The organism is Pseudochryseolinea flava (genome assembly GCF_003286915.1).
Taxonomy (GTDB): Bacteria; Bacteroidota; Bacteroidia; order Cytophagales; family Cyclobacteriaceae; genus Ohtaekwangia; species Ohtaekwangia flava.
In genome coordinates, this window is sequence record NZ_QMFY01000001.1 from 53,267 (window position 1) to 68,575 (window position 15,309).

General features: G+C 42.9%; 16 protein-coding genes. 3 read left to right on the forward strand and 13 right to left on the reverse strand.

Annotated features, from left to right (window positions below; translation table 11 throughout):
* From DQQ10_RS00230 to DQQ10_RS00285, 12 genes are all read right to left on the reverse strand, one after another.
* Positions 1–3,198: a SusC/RagA family TonB-linked outer membrane protein gene (locus DQQ10_RS00230; RefSeq protein WP_112744796.1), complete on the reverse strand. Its 3,198-nt coding sequence runs from the start codon at positions 3,196–3,198 to the stop codon at positions 1–3.
* 135 nt (positions 3,199–3,333) lie between these two features.
* Positions 3,334–5,040 (reverse strand): glycoside hydrolase family 43 protein, encoded by a 1,707-nt coding sequence (locus DQQ10_RS00235; RefSeq protein WP_112744797.1) that lies wholly within the window; start codon positions 5,038–5,040, stop codon positions 3,334–3,336.
* A gap of 513 nt (positions 5,041–5,553) precedes the next feature.
* Positions 5,554–7,191, reverse strand: a complete 1,638-nt coding sequence (locus DQQ10_RS00240; RefSeq protein WP_112744798.1) for an alpha-L-fucosidase — start codon at positions 7,189–7,191, stop codon at positions 5,554–5,556.
* A gap of 344 nt (positions 7,192–7,535) precedes the next feature.
* Entirely contained in the window at positions 7,536–8,036 is a 501-nt protein-coding gene (locus DQQ10_RS00245) for a hypothetical protein (RefSeq protein ID WP_133259491.1), read from the reverse strand.
* A gap of 25 nt (positions 8,037–8,061) precedes the next feature.
* The gene (locus DQQ10_RS00250) at positions 8,062–8,544 is read right to left on the reverse strand and encodes a hypothetical protein (RefSeq protein ID WP_112744800.1); all 483 of its coding nucleotides are present in this window, start codon (positions 8,542–8,544) and stop codon (positions 8,062–8,064) included.
* Positions 8,545–8,546: 2 nt separating this feature from the next.
* Positions 8,547–8,714, reverse strand: coding sequence for a hypothetical protein (locus DQQ10_RS28060; RefSeq protein ID WP_185147017.1), 168 nt, complete (start codon positions 8,712–8,714; stop codon positions 8,547–8,549).
* A 110-nt stretch (positions 8,715–8,824) separates the two neighbouring features.
* Positions 8,825–9,310, reverse strand: a complete 486-nt coding sequence (locus tag DQQ10_RS00260) for a hypothetical protein (RefSeq protein ID WP_112744802.1) — start codon at positions 9,308–9,310, stop codon at positions 8,825–8,827.
* A gap of 339 nt (positions 9,311–9,649) precedes the next feature.
* Positions 9,650–10,084, reverse strand: coding sequence for a hypothetical protein (locus DQQ10_RS00265; RefSeq protein ID WP_112744803.1), 435 nt, complete (start codon positions 10,082–10,084; stop codon positions 9,650–9,652).
* A 3-nt stretch (positions 10,085–10,087) separates the two neighbouring features.
* Complete coding sequence (locus DQQ10_RS00270; protein ID WP_133259492.1) at positions 10,088–10,312, reverse strand: hypothetical protein; 225 nt, start codon at positions 10,310–10,312, stop codon at positions 10,088–10,090.
* 159 nt (positions 10,313–10,471) lie between these two features.
* Positions 10,472–10,618, reverse strand: coding sequence for a hypothetical protein (locus tag DQQ10_RS27820; RefSeq protein ID WP_165823756.1), 147 nt, complete (start codon positions 10,616–10,618; stop codon positions 10,472–10,474).
* 283 nt (positions 10,619–10,901) lie between these two features.
* Positions 10,902–11,141: a hypothetical protein gene (locus DQQ10_RS00275; RefSeq protein ID WP_112744805.1), complete on the reverse strand. Its 240-nt coding sequence runs from the start codon at positions 11,139–11,141 to the stop codon at positions 10,902–10,904.
* Positions 11,142–12,019: 878 nt separating this feature from the next.
* Positions 12,020–12,487 carry a JAB domain-containing protein gene (locus tag DQQ10_RS00285; RefSeq protein WP_112744807.1) on the reverse strand — a complete coding sequence of 156 codons (468 nt, stop codon included), beginning with the start codon at positions 12,485–12,487 and terminating at the stop codon, positions 12,020–12,022.
* Between the two features lie 239 nt (positions 12,488–12,726).
* Between DQQ10_RS00285 and DQQ10_RS00290 the strand changes: the two genes are divergently transcribed.
* Together DQQ10_RS00290 and DQQ10_RS00295 are read left to right on the forward strand one after the other, a co-directional pair.
* Positions 12,727–13,182 (forward strand): hypothetical protein, encoded by a 456-nt coding sequence (locus tag DQQ10_RS00290; RefSeq protein ID WP_112744808.1) that lies wholly within the window; start codon positions 12,727–12,729, stop codon positions 13,180–13,182.
* Positions 13,183–13,283: 101 nt separating this feature from the next.
* Positions 13,284–14,024 (forward strand): SIR2 family protein, encoded by a 741-nt coding sequence (locus DQQ10_RS00295; protein ID WP_133259493.1) that lies wholly within the window; start codon positions 13,284–13,286, stop codon positions 14,022–14,024.
* 79 nt (positions 14,025–14,103) lie between these two features.
* Here DQQ10_RS00295 and DQQ10_RS00300 read toward each other — a convergent pair whose 3' ends face one another.
* Complete coding sequence (locus DQQ10_RS00300; RefSeq protein ID WP_112744810.1) at positions 14,104–14,418, reverse strand: helix-turn-helix domain-containing protein; 315 nt, start codon at positions 14,416–14,418, stop codon at positions 14,104–14,106.
* Between the two features lie 154 nt (positions 14,419–14,572).
* Between DQQ10_RS00300 and DQQ10_RS00305 the strand changes: the two genes are divergently transcribed.
* Positions 14,573–15,154, forward strand: a complete 582-nt coding sequence (locus DQQ10_RS00305; protein ID WP_112744811.1) for a hypothetical protein — start codon at positions 14,573–14,575, stop codon at positions 15,152–15,154.
* Positions 15,155–15,309: the final 155 nt, after the last annotated feature.

Below are 15,309 nucleotides of genomic sequence, written 5' to 3' on the forward strand. Positions count from 1 at the left end.
TTAAAGTGTGAGTCGGAGACCTAAATTGTAACGCTTCACTGTCGGATAAGCGCCTTGGGAACCTGCGCCAGCAAAATTGGATTCGCGGTCGTCAGGCATGCGCGACCATACCCACAGATTGTTTCCATTGAGGAATATGCGCAATGCTGTAAACCCAACTTTGCTAAGCTGTTTCGCACTTAACGTGTAAGCGATTTCAGCATTCTTCAAACGAACATAAGAGCCATCGTACAAAAATTGTGTACCGTTGTAATAGCTTGGTGTTGACATCCAGCGGGGCACAGGTACATCAGCGTTAGGGAGATCTCTCGACCACCAGGTGCCCATATCATAGACTGTATTCAGGCCGCTACCGAAACTTGTAAGCGGAACTTCACGCGTAACATTGTTCACGCCATAAAACTGCGCGAAGACACTAAAACCTTTCCAATCAAAACCGACGGTTGCACTGTAAGTGTTCTGCGGAACATCTGAGTACCCATACGCTACCCTGTCGAAATCATCTACAATACCATCGCCATTAAAATCGATGATGTAATAGTTCCCAGGCAATTTCTGAATATCATTTGTATTATGTTGAGGACTTCCGTAAATCTCATCGTATGTATTCACATAGCCAGCATCAATAAATGAACGATGTTGATTGATGGCGAAACCTGCCTGCTTCCGGTAGTCAGGATACAACGCCGGATCATCTCTGTTCAGAATTTTATTCTTTGCGTGCGTGAGATTGAGACTTGCCCACAAGCGAATTCCATTCGATAACGTTTTGTCTGCATTCAGCACAATTTCGAAACCCTGCGCTTCCACCGATCCGATATTTGCTGTCGGTGGTGTTCCACCGAAGTAAGAAGGAACAGCGCGATCGACACCATTGACAAGAATGTCAGTACGCTTGTCACGAAAGAAATCTACACTTCCGGAAAAAAGTCCATCAAAGAATGCGTAGTCTATTCCTATATTAAACTTCTTTACAGTTTCCCACCTGACATCAGGGTTTCCAATCGCGGCTTCCCTGTACCATGGATATGGACTTGTACCCTGCGTTACATCAAGCGATGTAGTGCCGCCATACGCCCATTGCGTTAGGTACAGCCAGCGGTCACGTATGTTATCATCACCAATTGCACCGAAAGATGATCTCACTTTAAGAAGATCCAGGAACGAAAGATCTTTCATAAAAGATTCTTCAGAAATCATCCATCCGATTGCGCCAGAGTTAAAGAATGCATATCGATAATCTTTGCTGAATTGTTCTGAACCGTTGTACGCGCCATTGTACTCCGCGAAATACTTGCCGTTGTAATCATACGTTCCACGGAAAACCCAGTCCTCCCGGTATCGCGGCATTTCACTTCCGGTTGCTCTCTGTTGACGCATAAACATGGCCATCGCGGCAACGTTGTGTTTATCAAAAGTCCTCGCCCAATTTGTTTGAAGCTGATAGTTCAGATTCCGCTGCGTATCATTGTTGCGCACTTCGCCACCCGACGTCGACCATAATACACCTTGCATGAAGTCGAAGTGATTATTCTGATCATAATCGTACTTGTAAGTGACACTACCCGTTAGCGGATTAATCCATTTTTGTTGAGCATTATTGAAAAGGTCATTCACACCGCGGTTCCATTCTATGAAAGCATTATCCCACGATATCGAGCCTCTGAAATTCAATCCCTTCATGACAAAGTTTAAATCCTGCTGAAGAATAAAATCTGTATTGATACGTGTGTTGGTAGTAGTCATTGCGCCGCCTAGCGCCAGGTTTGCCGCTGAATTACTGACGTTGGAGATATCAGGATAAAATCCCCAGGAACCATCCGAATATTTTGGCATGAATACATCGGGCGCAATGTTGTAAGCACCTGCCCACTGTTGTGCGACAGCCCAATCAGAAGAATTGGATTGATTCCACGGACTCTTCCGAACACCGTTTGAACCTGCAAGGTTTATTTTGAATACAGTGGTCTTCGTTAATTGAAAGTCAAGATTACTTCGAACGTTAAGACGATTATACCCATAACCGGCGTCATAATTACGGCCGTTGTCCCACATTCTGAAAAGGTCTCCCTCATGCTGAAAGTCGGCCGAGGTAAAGTATTTCACGAAGCTAGTACCGCCAGACACACTCAAGTTCGCGTTGTATGCCATCGCATAGTCTCTGAAAAGTTCTTCTTGCCAGTCGATATTGGGATAGCGTTCTGACTCTTCAAGACTTGCTGGATTACGATACTTATCGATAAACGATTGTGGCCTGATGTACGACCATGAACTCGGCGACACGCCAAGTTCGTGCTCGATGGCAATATTGCGTGCCATCAGTGCGTCATATGAATCTAATTTGTTCGGAAGTTTTGACGGAACTTTTAATGTCGTACTACCCGTGATCTCAATTTTTGCAGCGCCTTCTTTTCCACGCTTGGTGGTAATCAGAATAACACCGTTAGCACCTTTCACTCCAAACACTGCTGTGGCGGAAGCATCTTTCAATACTGAGATGGACTCGACAGCGTTTATATCGATCCCTTGCATGGGCCGTTCAACACCATCAACCAGGATGAGTGGCTGTCTGTTATTCCATGAACTTGCTGCGCGAATTAATATCATTGGGTCTTCTTCGCCTGGCATTCCACTACTCGACATCGTAACAACCCCTGGCAAATTTCCCGTCAGTGCCGCCCCAACATTCGAAACACCACCCGTGCGTTGCAATACTGTACCACTTGTTTGCGTAATCGCGCCTACAATGCTTTCCTTTTTTTGTTCGCCGTAACCTACGACAACAATTTCATTCAGTGTGCTGATGTCTGTGATCAACCGAATATTAAAAACCGATAACTGTGCGACGGGAACCTCCTGAGACGCATAGCCAATTGCGCTGAATAATAAGATGGCGTCATTAGATGGAACCTCGAGCGAAAACGCGCCTGCAACGTCTGTAATGGCCCCCGTATTCGTACCCTTGATTACAACGCTCACACCCGGTATTCCTTCGTTGGTTTCATTGTCCAACACAGTACCTGTAACCACCCTGCTCTGCAAAAGTGCTCCCGCAACGAACGAGTCGTTGTTTACAACCTCAATGGCGCTATGCTTACTTAAAGCATAACCGTCTGTTGAAAAAAAACAAAGGAAGCAGAAGCCAATGGCCAGACACTGTACAATGAAAGGAAGTGTTTCTGGTAGATTTTTTTTCATGCTAAATGCTCTTTTAGGTTTTAAGTTTTTGGTAAAATTTTATCGTGCTCATAGTGTTATGTATGCGTATTTCGTGTTGCCATATTGATCGTTGGTTAGGGTTGATCTGGTAGTAAGAAAATTTCATTTGAACTATTATGGATGTCGCGTTGCGTATAGCCCCACATTGGTTCCGGTAAATCCAAATGAATTCGCCGTCGATAAAAAATGCGCATCTATACCTTTCGCTACCGTTTTCCAATCGCCTGATTCTTCAGCGGCATAGAAGTTGAAACTGGTGCCGTCGGATTCTATTTTAAGTTGAATCGTACCCTTCGATAGCGACAGCGTCATCGTGTGCGTGACTTCAGTTCCCTGCGGAGTTGTTTTTTCTAACGTCACTTTCCGGGCGTTACCACTTTTGCGGATCGCGAGGAAGTAGTGATGTCCTTCATCTTTCAACAGTAGCATTCCTGCAGCATCATTGTCATCCTGTGGTTGAAAGTCTACTGTCGTTGATGCACGGAATTTGTGATGCTGAAGGCGTCGTGATACATAAGCAAGTTCTTTTCGTTCCGCAGCCGTTGCTGGGATGCATTGCAAGGAGAGATAGCCAGGCTTTTTACTGAGTGAATACAAATTCGAAGCGGCGCCACGCAATGTCATCCAGTCCATGCCGAGCACAGCTTTATCAAAATCATCTCGCTTCGAAAAATTACCAAACGTAGTGTTGGCTTGACGGTTTGCGCCCTTCATCTTTAGAATGCGCGGAACAACTTCATCGTCTTTCGTCAAATATGGGAACCCGTCTTCGCTCCATGTGACGGGCATCAGAAATGTTTCCCGCCCGAGATTCTCGAAGCGATTTTCAATGGGTCGGCATGCAAGGAAAACAGACCACCACGATCCATCCTTCGATTGAATCAAGTCTGCATGACCAGCGCAAGTAATCGGGTCTGGACGACTAGGATCAAGATGCTTCTGAGTCAGGATCGGATTTCTCTTCCACGGTGTAAATGTTCCCATCGGAGAATCACCGCTGAAAATCACTTCGCGGTGGTCTGGGCCTGTGCCACCTTCAGCAGCCATCAGGAGATATTTGCCCTTAATCTTGTAAATGTGAGGCCCTTCGATCCATACCGGTTTATCAGCGAGATTAACACCTCCGTTAACAAGCATTTTCCGAGGCCCAAAGGTCTTGTCTTTTAATACATCAAATTCCTGAATCCGAATCGCACGATGGCCATCATATCCTACAGTACCTTCAGGAGCATCGTTATTAACAATGTAAGCACGTCCATTGTCATCAAAGAAAAACGACGGATCAATACCGTGTACTTCAGGTAGCCAGATTGGATCGGACCATTCACCAAATGGGTCCTTCGTCTTGACGAAAAAGTTTCCACCGCCAATATTGGTGGTAATCATGTAATACGTTTTGTTCTGCGGATTGTAGCTTATCGCCGGCGCAAAAATTCCTTCACTCACTTTCTGGTTTGTAAGCTTAAGTTGAGAAGGGCGGGTCAGAACGTGTCCGACTTGTTTCCAGTTTATTAAGTCCTCACTGTGAAAAATCGGTACACCTGGAAAATAAGCAAATGTCGATGTCACCAGGAAATAGTCTTTTCCATTTGTGCAGATGCTTGGATCAGAGTACCAACCCGGCAAGATTGGATTGTAAAACTGATCGGCGGAAGTAAGCGGTAGCCTGGCATAAAAATCGTCTTCTCCGTTGTAAAAAAATAAATCGAAGTGCGCAAAGGATGCCGCCTCGGCTGACGGCTCAGGCGCAATGGATGGTTGAGCGTTTACCCCAAATAAAAGGGCAAATGTCAGGGAGCTGACGAGTAAAGTTCTTATCATAGGAGGTCAGGGAGCGCCACGGGCGCAAACGATTTCTGTAAATATGGAGGAGGATAGGCTGATTACGCTTACGCCAGTGTTACACCATTTTATGAGCATGTAACATCCAACTAACAAACTGACTATCTGCAGATTAAAAATGATCTTCAAGATCACGCGACCGACAGAAGAACAATAAGTGCTAGCATACCGACAATTACTGACAGTAAAGGGAGAAGAGGTCGGACTGGTTTGTGGATTCGCTACATCGGCGTAATGATAGACTTCCGAGATCGTGAAGGTATATGCTTGACGACTTGGCTAGAATCGAGTTGCTGTCCCGTAGTCAATTGGATCTGCAGTTGCGAAACCATTCCTGGCACTTGGTCGGTTTTACGCTAATACCGCTCTCGACAAATTGAAAGTGTCGTAAAGATTTAGTTGGCCGATTAGCCACGCAAGGAATGATAAAATCTCGGCAGCGTTGTTCCATCTTTTCCCAAGGGGTGGTTGTGTACTAGCCAAATTTAAAGTTTACTCATAGATTTTGTAAACGATAGCGATGTCATTGGGCACTGTCGCGGGCATTTCGATTTCCAATGAATCTTTGTTTTGGCTCCACTTTACTTTTTCTCTACTGCCAAGCAATTGTATTTTTTTGATCTTACGCGTTGCGCGAGCGGTGCCGAGGTTTCTGATGATTATTTTTTCATCGGGCTTACCGAGTATCGTGGCATATAAGATGTTCGCTTTTTTATTGAAGCGTATATCTTGAGAAGAGAACTTGACCCGTCCTTCATTGAATCCCTGAGCGTTTAAAGGATTAGCAGCATCAGCGGCCGGACCTTCACCGAATACTGTCCATGGGCGGGTATCGAATATGCTCTCCCTATTGATGTCCATCCAAGCTGTGATGCCTTGCAAAACCGCAACCTCCTTCTCATCGATAGTTCCGTCACCGCGTACGGGAATATTCAAAAGTAGATTACCATTTTTGCTCACCACGTCTACAAGTTGATGTATAACATCTTTAGCGGATTTATACTGATTGTTTTGATATACCGAATTGTTATAATGCCAGTCACCAATGCATGAACAGGTTTGCCATGGAATATCTTGAATTTGATCGGGAGCACCACGTTCAACATCCCATACTAAACATTGCTTTTGATCGTCAGTAAGAATTTTACCAAACAATACAGCTTCAAGTTTACCATCGTGCTTGGCAATGTTCGTGTTATAAAAGTGTGTGGCGATCTTTAAACCGGCGTCACTTACAGGGTAAAGCGGCAAGGCTGTGTCATCGAAATATAGAAGATCAGGTTTAAACTGATTGATCATGTCCAACGTGCGATTGTAAAATTTTTCACAGTATTCTTTCGATGGAATAGCCACACCGTTTCCCCAATTCCACTGACTATGGATTTTATTTATATCGCTGTAGCCCGCACTAAGTGAGTGATCCTGTGCATATAGTTCTTGTGGATCCAATCCTTCCCACCATGTCCCTTTTCCATCAGCAGAATTGAGCTTGCCATCATAAGGAATGCCAGCGTAGTTCCCAACAGTATCTGACTGTTGAGAAGTTTCGAGCCAAGACCATGCATGCGCTGCATGAACACTCAAGCCAAACATAAGATTGTTATTCTTTGCCGCTTTTGCCCATGCTGCAAGTATATCTTTACGTGGTCCGACTTTTACCGTGTTCCATTCCTGATATTTACTATTCCACAGATCAAGATTATCGTGATGATTGGCCATTGCAAAAAAATATTGAGCACCGGCTCTTTTATATAACGCAACCAGTTTCTCTGGATCCCAACGATCAGCTTTCCAACTGTTGATTACTTCTTTGAATCCGGCTTTAGAAGGATGCCCATAATTCTTAAGGTGCCACGTATATTGACTGCTACCTTCTTTGTACATAAATCGCGCATACCAGTCGCCCTGCCCGGGTTGACATTGTGGTCCCCAGTGTGCCCAGATTCCGAACTTGGCATTCCGGAACCATTCAGGAACTTCATATTGTGCTAACGATTGCCAAGTAGGTTCAAATTTCCCCGCTGCAACGGGTTCGTTTCCCGCACCGATCGGAACCTTGAAGTCCTCTTGAGCGAACGTTGAATATACTCCAAGTATTAATGCTAGTGCGGTGACCGTAAGGGTTTTCATTTTTATGTAATCTTAGCGTTACAGTCCTTCCTTATGCAAAGGCACTGCTTGTGTAATTTATTTCTAAATTAAATAGCACTTCCGAATGAAACAATTTTCGGTGAGATTGGCTAAGTCCATCGGACGTCAATTGATCACGTCCCAATAATATTAGGAATACACCTTTTTCGATGGCACAACAAGAGGACCCTAAGCATAATACCTTTATCGTTCACGACACGATAATGCTTCCCATGCATTGCTTATGGAATATTTCATGAAGCTTCGGTTATGATATGTTTGGTAGTACCTTACCTCAACACGAATTTGAAAGTCGCGCCAGTCGGCATCGCCCAACGATTATCTCAGAAACTATATGCATACGCAAATGTAGTCGTGACTGCGGTCGTTACGGGAACTTCTAAGCGCTCCCGGCGTTGCCATACTGCGTTTAAGGTGAGGTTATGTTTCTTCATGAATATATAGCCAACGTTACCTCTAAGGTTTAATACTTTGTTTTCTGCGGTACCATCATTGTAACTAACGTTGTATGAAGCAGACATTCCTGTTAACATTGTTTTCTTAAAAACTTTTGCGCGTACCCCTAGCGTTGGCCCCGTAATCCAATACGTTTTACCGCCGACGTGGTTGTATGTTGTATTGACAGAAGCCGTGAAATGAATGGCCTGCGGCACAAACAACAATCCATACACTGTACTCATGTTATAAAACTGCGAAACCGCGCCGGGCTTAATAATGTCTCCCTGTTTATCTGCAGCCTCTTGAAAACTGAGGTTAACATTAATATGCTGACGCTTATCTTCATTCTTGTAAAAGTTATAGAGCCCACTTAGGGAAAGATTCACATTTGGCTTTCGTATGCAGCTTTTTTTATGTATTCGTTGTATCAAGGGCTTCTTTTAAAAAAGCAACCTTGAAGTCCGAGTAAATGTCAAGCAGGTCTTTCACAATCATTTTCATCTCCACGTAATCGACGAAAATCGTGGACGGGTTCATTAGTCTATCCACATCGTTTAACAGGTATTTATAAGTAAACACCAGATTCGGATAAGGGAATTCAATTTTTTCATCGTTCAGAAAAACATAGACATACCCCAGCACGATACCACCATTCACATCGAGGACAAAGCGAAACTTGAATTCACCATGGACCTCTTCGGAGACATATTCTGGCCCTGGTGTGCGAACCTTGAAAGTATATCCCAATTCACTCAGGATGCTGATGACTTGCTTCTTATCCGTTTTGCGCAGACGATTGGCAAAATCTGTATGCACCAGTATGTTCTCAAAACGGCTGATGAAGTTTATTTTTTCATAAGCGCGGGTTATGGCATCGACGTACGCTTGACTCATTGCTACTCGGGTTTAAACACTATTGTTACTTTGTAATCCGTTGCAAGTTTCTTCAATTCTTCACTGGCTTCAAAGAAAGCTTTGTTGGTATCCAGAATCTCCAGGAAAAATTTTCCTGGCAAGGCTGTGTCATCGAAATATAGAAGATCAGGTTTAAACTGATTGATCATGTCCAACGTGCGATTGTAAAATTTTTCACAGTATTCTTTCGATGGAATAGCCACACCGTTTCCCCAATTCCACTGACTATTATCCGACGTTAATTTTCTTTTTCAAATCCCTAAACATATCCGGTATAGGAGAATTTAATCGACTTTCCGTCTTCGGTGGTACCTTCGAACGAGTAGTCGAGGCTTGCGCCGTTATCCACGGTAGATTTCAGAACACCGCTGGTGATTTTATAAACTGTTCCATCGCTGGTGCCAGGTTTAACACCTATTCTAACGGAGGCATCATGAAAGGTGAACACTGCAGCTTCGCCTTCAACCGCATCGGTTGCCACGTTACTAACAGCTTTGAACGTGATGAGATCACCAGCGCCTGATACTGTTGGCGGATTCGTTTCAATATCATATTGAAGACCTTCACCGTAGGACGTGATGTCCTGATCGTGTACAGTTGTTTCTCCTACTGCTCTTCCGAAATAGTCGTACATCGGCAGTGATCCTGTAAGCGTAATTTTTGATCCATTGAACTCCGCTTGATTGTTGAGTTTATTTCCATCGTCGTCATCATCTTTGCAAGCTGTAGTTAGTGCTACGATCACTGTGAGAGTATTAGTTTAAGAGGAAATTTTGGTTTCATAGTTTGTTGTTTAAATCGTTTTAAAAAATACATTTTCGTCTGCCTGCTATTCCTCAATCACAATCTCATAGGGTAATGGTTTGAATTCCAGTCCTTCAATATTTGCTGACTCAATGGAAAGCTTGAGTTTTTCTGATACTAATTCTCCGCTTTGGTTTATACCGAACATCGTAATAAAATCAACCGTATTTTTCAACACTATTCTCTGAGTGATCAGATCCTTCGATATCCCAACTTTTATTTTTTTTCGTTCCTTTTTATACTCTGCGAAATTCGAAACAACGAGAGGTTGATTTTTGTCTTAAAGGAAAATAGATCTATTAAAATCTATCATTGTGTTAGGATCGAAGGAATGCCCGAGGATTCCGTAGTGGAACATCCAATAAGCAAGTTTCTCATCTTTGAATTTCAGCTTGGTTGCATAAAAATGGAATGCTTTTGCAATGTTGTGACGTGTGATGAGTTCCTTAAATCTGTCAGACACATACCATGCAGATACAGCTGGATATTCGCCGGAAAATCCGTGTACGTCCTGCAGTCGCCACTCGGCATCTTCTTTCGGATCATAGGTTTGCAAATAAAAATAGTCGAACACAGGAGCATCGTAAATCACCTCACTGTTTGAGATTCTCGGAAAATACAATTCACGATTTTCCACCAACACGCCATTGGCATAGCCTAGAATTTTGTCGACTTCGGGGAAGCTGCTTTTGATCTTAGTTTGGTAGTATTTCATAAATTAAAAGTCAACAATTTCATTTACATTTTTACTACCCATGATTGCTTCATCCGTTAATGTTCCCTTCACCTGAGAAATCAAATCTCTAACGTTTTCAAACGCCTCGTCAAGATCGCCTCCCGCGTCGTTAATCACCTGAGTGATTTTATCATCGAGTGCTCTGGTGTACTGAGGGTGGCTGCCGTGACCTACCTGATCCATCTTCAAACTTTTCTTTTGGACCATTATCGATCCCATTGAAATCGAGATCCTTTCCTTTTTTATGCATTTCAAAAAGCTAGTGCTTGAGTCGTGCATTGCTTTCTAACGCTTCAATCGGTATGACGCGGTGCGCTTCAAAATTGAGCGTTCCTTTTCTGTGTAGTTATTGTTCTGATCGCGTTTCTAAAAAGAAACAATTGCAGCCTGCTGTTGTTCTACTGCAGTAGTAGTTGTGCTGGCACCGTCAGTCTGCGCGTGCGAGGTAGAAGCAGCGATTAACACAAACAGAAATGACAACATCACCACACGACTTGCCAATGAGCGCATCACGCCTATGAAAAAAATTTACAATCGTAATGATTACAATTATGGTGTGCAGCAACGGTGAAGGAGATCGTCGCGGTATAAGAATATCGAAACCGTGTAATGAACCGAATGAACTCGCGCGTAGGAGCGGCACGTTAATCAAAAAGATGGGATTGGGGTTGTCCAGGTGAATGGATCACATGTATAATCCTGAACAAAATTATGATGAATTGAAAATACAATTCAAATTCCCGACAACGCCTTACCAGGAGATGAAACAGTGGGGCCATCTGTTACATACGCGCGCCTACTCCACCATAAATTCATTACCAATAGCATGGTCATCTTTTGTTTTACCTTGCGAGATCGATATTGGCCCATGCAGGTTATACTTTCCTTTTTCTCTGGGAACAAAAATGAAGATGTAATGTAATCCTGTTTTTACGATGCGTGGTGAGATGCTATTTCCTGTTACACTATTCTTGCAGGCTACACGTTTGAAATCAATGTTCCATTTTTCAAGACCCCTTGCACCTTCAACAAACACGAATACCGTATCACCGAGCGCGACCGAACTATCCGATACAATCGTGGAAAATAAAGGCCAAAGGGATCTCCAACAATACCCAAGCGATAACGATAATCGGCAAGTACAACTTGCTCCGCATACAGCGTGTACCAGGTGAGATTTAAAATGCTTATTGAATCTCTGGCCTCAAGAACATTCCGCTTATAATAGTTGAGACCCTTCAGAATAAATGTCTCTTGACGATCAAGCAATTGATATCGGCTAAAAATTGAATCCGCATAAGCGACGAGACTTGGAATATCTTTTTGTTCATTGTAACGTGCCCGAAACGAGGACAATTTTTTATTTCCTGTAACAGTCGCATTACAGATTTCCTGGTACTTCTACTTCCATCCACTTCCAATTGGAGCGATGCCCGATCATTATCCAGCATTCGATCCGCGATTGCACGTCTTTTCATGTCGATGTCAGATTCATCAACCTTAGGTGCGCAACTTGTCAATGCAAGTGCAAAGACTAAAATGGTCAAAACACGCTTCATAGGATTTTCGGGGTAACGAATTGTCCGACATACTAAATGTCGGCACTGCACAAGGATTGTATGGTGATTGGCATTCCTGGGATGCCGTCGAAGGGTTAATGGGCACTAGGATGGCTGGGTAAGTAGAAAAGCCCGAGCTAGTATCTCAGGTTTTCCTTCGCGATCCCGCTGGGAGCAGTACAACTTAGTTTGATTGTAACTGCGTATTGTAAATCAATAACTTACAAGCGAATTTTCACAGAGTTAAAAACAGCGTACCTAAATCCTCAACCATCAAATCATTCATCCAGACGCAAACTCTATTAATGATTAAAAATAATGATTCTTCTCTATTTATTATAGAGAAAAAGGGCCCTTAAAGCACCCCTTCGTCAGCAAAAGAATAATAACCTTCGCTGGTGATGATGATGTGATCGAGCAGTTGAAGCTCTAGAAGTTTACCTCCTTCTCTTAGCTCTCTCGTTAAGTCAAGATCTGCCTGACTCGGTGTTAGATTTCCGGAAGGATGATTGTGCGATAGAATAAATCCAGACGCTGCACATTTGAGAGCAGCTACAAAGATCAACTTTGGATCTGCAACTGTTCCGGCAATTCCACCTGTTGAGAGTTCATAGATACCAAGTACTTTGTTTGCTCTGTTGGTAAACATCACCTTGAACTGTTCCTGAAGTTCTAGTTTGTTCTTGTCCCAAGTTTCGTAAAGCAAATGATGCACGTCTTTTGAACACGTGATCTTTGGACGTAAAGAAGGTTTCACGTTTGGCTTGTAGGAGAGCTCAATCTCGGCTACCTGATACTGTGTTGTTTCTTTTTTGTTTTCCATAATCGTTAGAATTAATTATGGTGCACACACAGGCTTATGACGGAAGGCGCGGCGGCAAAGAGAGAAGATCATGCACAAGGAGGAACGGAATAAATGGGGGTTCCTGTAAGCGATAGCTGAAAGGGGGAAACCGTTTATGCCGTAGTTCCTTGCAAGCATGTTCCGGCATAAGCCTAACTTTGTACAATGATTAATGAAAGAATAGAAGAATATGAATTCCAAAATTATAAGACAAAACAATGAGTAAACGAACAGTACTCCTTTTCGGAGCTGGTGCTGCAATTCCGTGGGGTGGGCCAACTACAGCCAGTCTTACTACTATCGTAAGAAATGCAGGTAAATCGTTTCGAGATAAAACGAATGTACCAATCACTGAACTCGTATTCGAAAACTTGAAGCAGGCACTGCCCGAACCTGAGATCAACTTTGAAACAATCATTAGCGTGATCGAGGACCTACTTGCATATTATGCATACTATAATGGAGAGGAACGACTGCCATCTATTACTAACGCTTTTTTTAAATCTGTTTTCGGAGAACACAACTGGGACTTCACGATCGCAGGTGCAAAAGAAGAACACGGTTATCGCTTAAATATTCCTTCCAATACTGAGTATGCTTTTGGTAAGATTTCCTTGAACTACGAAAATCCCACACAATTCTATTTTCAACACTTGTTTTTCAACACTTGTTAGCGGAAATTCTAACTGACATTTCAGCAAGAATTTCTAGTTATTCATTCAGAAGGAAGGGTGACGTAAAAGATGATTTGCGAAACGAATTAAATCAATTGTTTATGGCTTGGTATACAAAGCTCAGCAGTCTAGGGCTGGTGAGAATGTACACCCTGAATTATGACAGGAATTTCAAAATGCTAGCCAAGGCAACTGGTGTTGATGCTTTTGAGGGGTTCAAGGATCATAAGGATGAACTCGGTGACCGAAAACTTGATCTGCATAGGATTTTAACAGATATAGATTCACCGGTACATTACAATCTCCACGGGTCTACCCATTGGCAAGTTCATCCCCGCGATGAATATACCCAACTAATTAATCCGTGGATTTCACTGACACCATTCCACTCGTTTGAGATGAACTCTTCCGAGAGCACTGTGGCACAAGTAGATCGAGGACGAAGCTTTCAAGTGTCGAACATCATTTCCGGGTATCAGAAATCGCACAAATCATTAATAAGTCCGTTCAGGCAGATGCAAGCAGCATTTGATAGAGATTGTATGGTCGCAGATGAAATCATTGTTATCGGTTACTCGCTGGGTGATTATCACATCAACAGCAGTATTATCAATGCATTAAAAGCAAATCAGAAAGTCAAGATTCATTTAATTGATCCCATCTACAGCGGAAAGCAAGGTTACGACATATTAGTACAACGGAAGATTAAGATTCTATCTGATTTGTTTCATTTTAAGAGAACGGAGCTTGTTTATTCCGATGACAACCATACTTGCTCATATTTTGAAGACAGGCTGTGTGTCACAAGTACAGGTTTTGCAGAATTTCTTCGGTATGTGTAACATCTGATTTCTATAGTTCAAAGCAGCTATTCCGAATTAGTTTCTTAGTACTAAATTATTTACCGCGCGAAAATTCTTATCACTTTAGTTTTGGTGCTCGCTTTTTCACCGTCAATCCTAAGTCTTGAAGTTTCCGGCCCAGCTGATCATCGCTTGCAACCTTAAGCATATCCTTCTCCAGGCCGAGAACAAAAAGTACTTGGAGTATGGCTCCAATTGAAACGCCAGTAGAACCTGACTCAATCGCTAACAATGTAGGTCTACTAATGTTAGCGCGCTCCGCTACTATTGCCGAAGTGAATTTTCTCCGGAGTCTAGCCAACCGTATGTTCTCTCCAACTGTTACTAAGATCTTTTGGTTACGAGGTAAGAGCAAGACCCTATCGCGTCCCATAACATAAAATAGTTTTGACCAAGGTGAACACGGTGTAAAAAGTATTTGCCCTTATTATCCCCAAGTGGTTCAAGGCATGGACATCTTGAGTGAGGCTCATTGTCATAGTACATTTATTATACTAATCGCTTAGCATCATTTAAACTACCGGTCTATGAATAAAATAGTCACGTACCTGGAAAGTAAGGAGGTAGTATTTCATGCCGCGCTCGCACTGATCATCCTTTATATTCCACATGCCGGTCACCTGTTCAAACAGATTGAACATATTGACATGACCATCTATGGATTCACGGTCATGAACTGGATCTATGGTATTGCACTCGCCGCAGTGATCGAAATTTTGATTCTTGTATTCATCATCAATGGATATCAACGCGCGGGAAAGGCATATGCATTGGTAAGCTTCTTTATTAATGCACTCTATTATGATTACTGGTTCATCACACTTCAAGAACCGACAATCCTTAATATCAAGTGGACCGCTACAAGCTTACTGATATGCTTCATGCATTCACTCGCGATCTGGCAACTGAGTGATCTGTTCTTCAGACGTGTGAGAGCGGATAAGGAAAAAGTCGTTGAGCATTGGTGCACCGAATGTGATATGGGTCCATTTCCGAGCAAACGTTCTTTGGATGGCCATATAGCTAAAGCTCATAGGTATGTAAAAAAAGATTTTCGGCAAGCCGAGGCATCTGGTGACGTTGATCTTAAGCATAAGACTCAGGCTTGACCACCTTCGCGTTTCGCGAAATGCGAAAAGACAAATGACTGTAGGCTATTTGGGATAAATCCCGCCAATCAATATGGGTTTTTAATCTTTCATGGGCATATATCTAGCATATATGCTGGATATATAGAATCGTATAAACATGAAAGAAGCTGAGG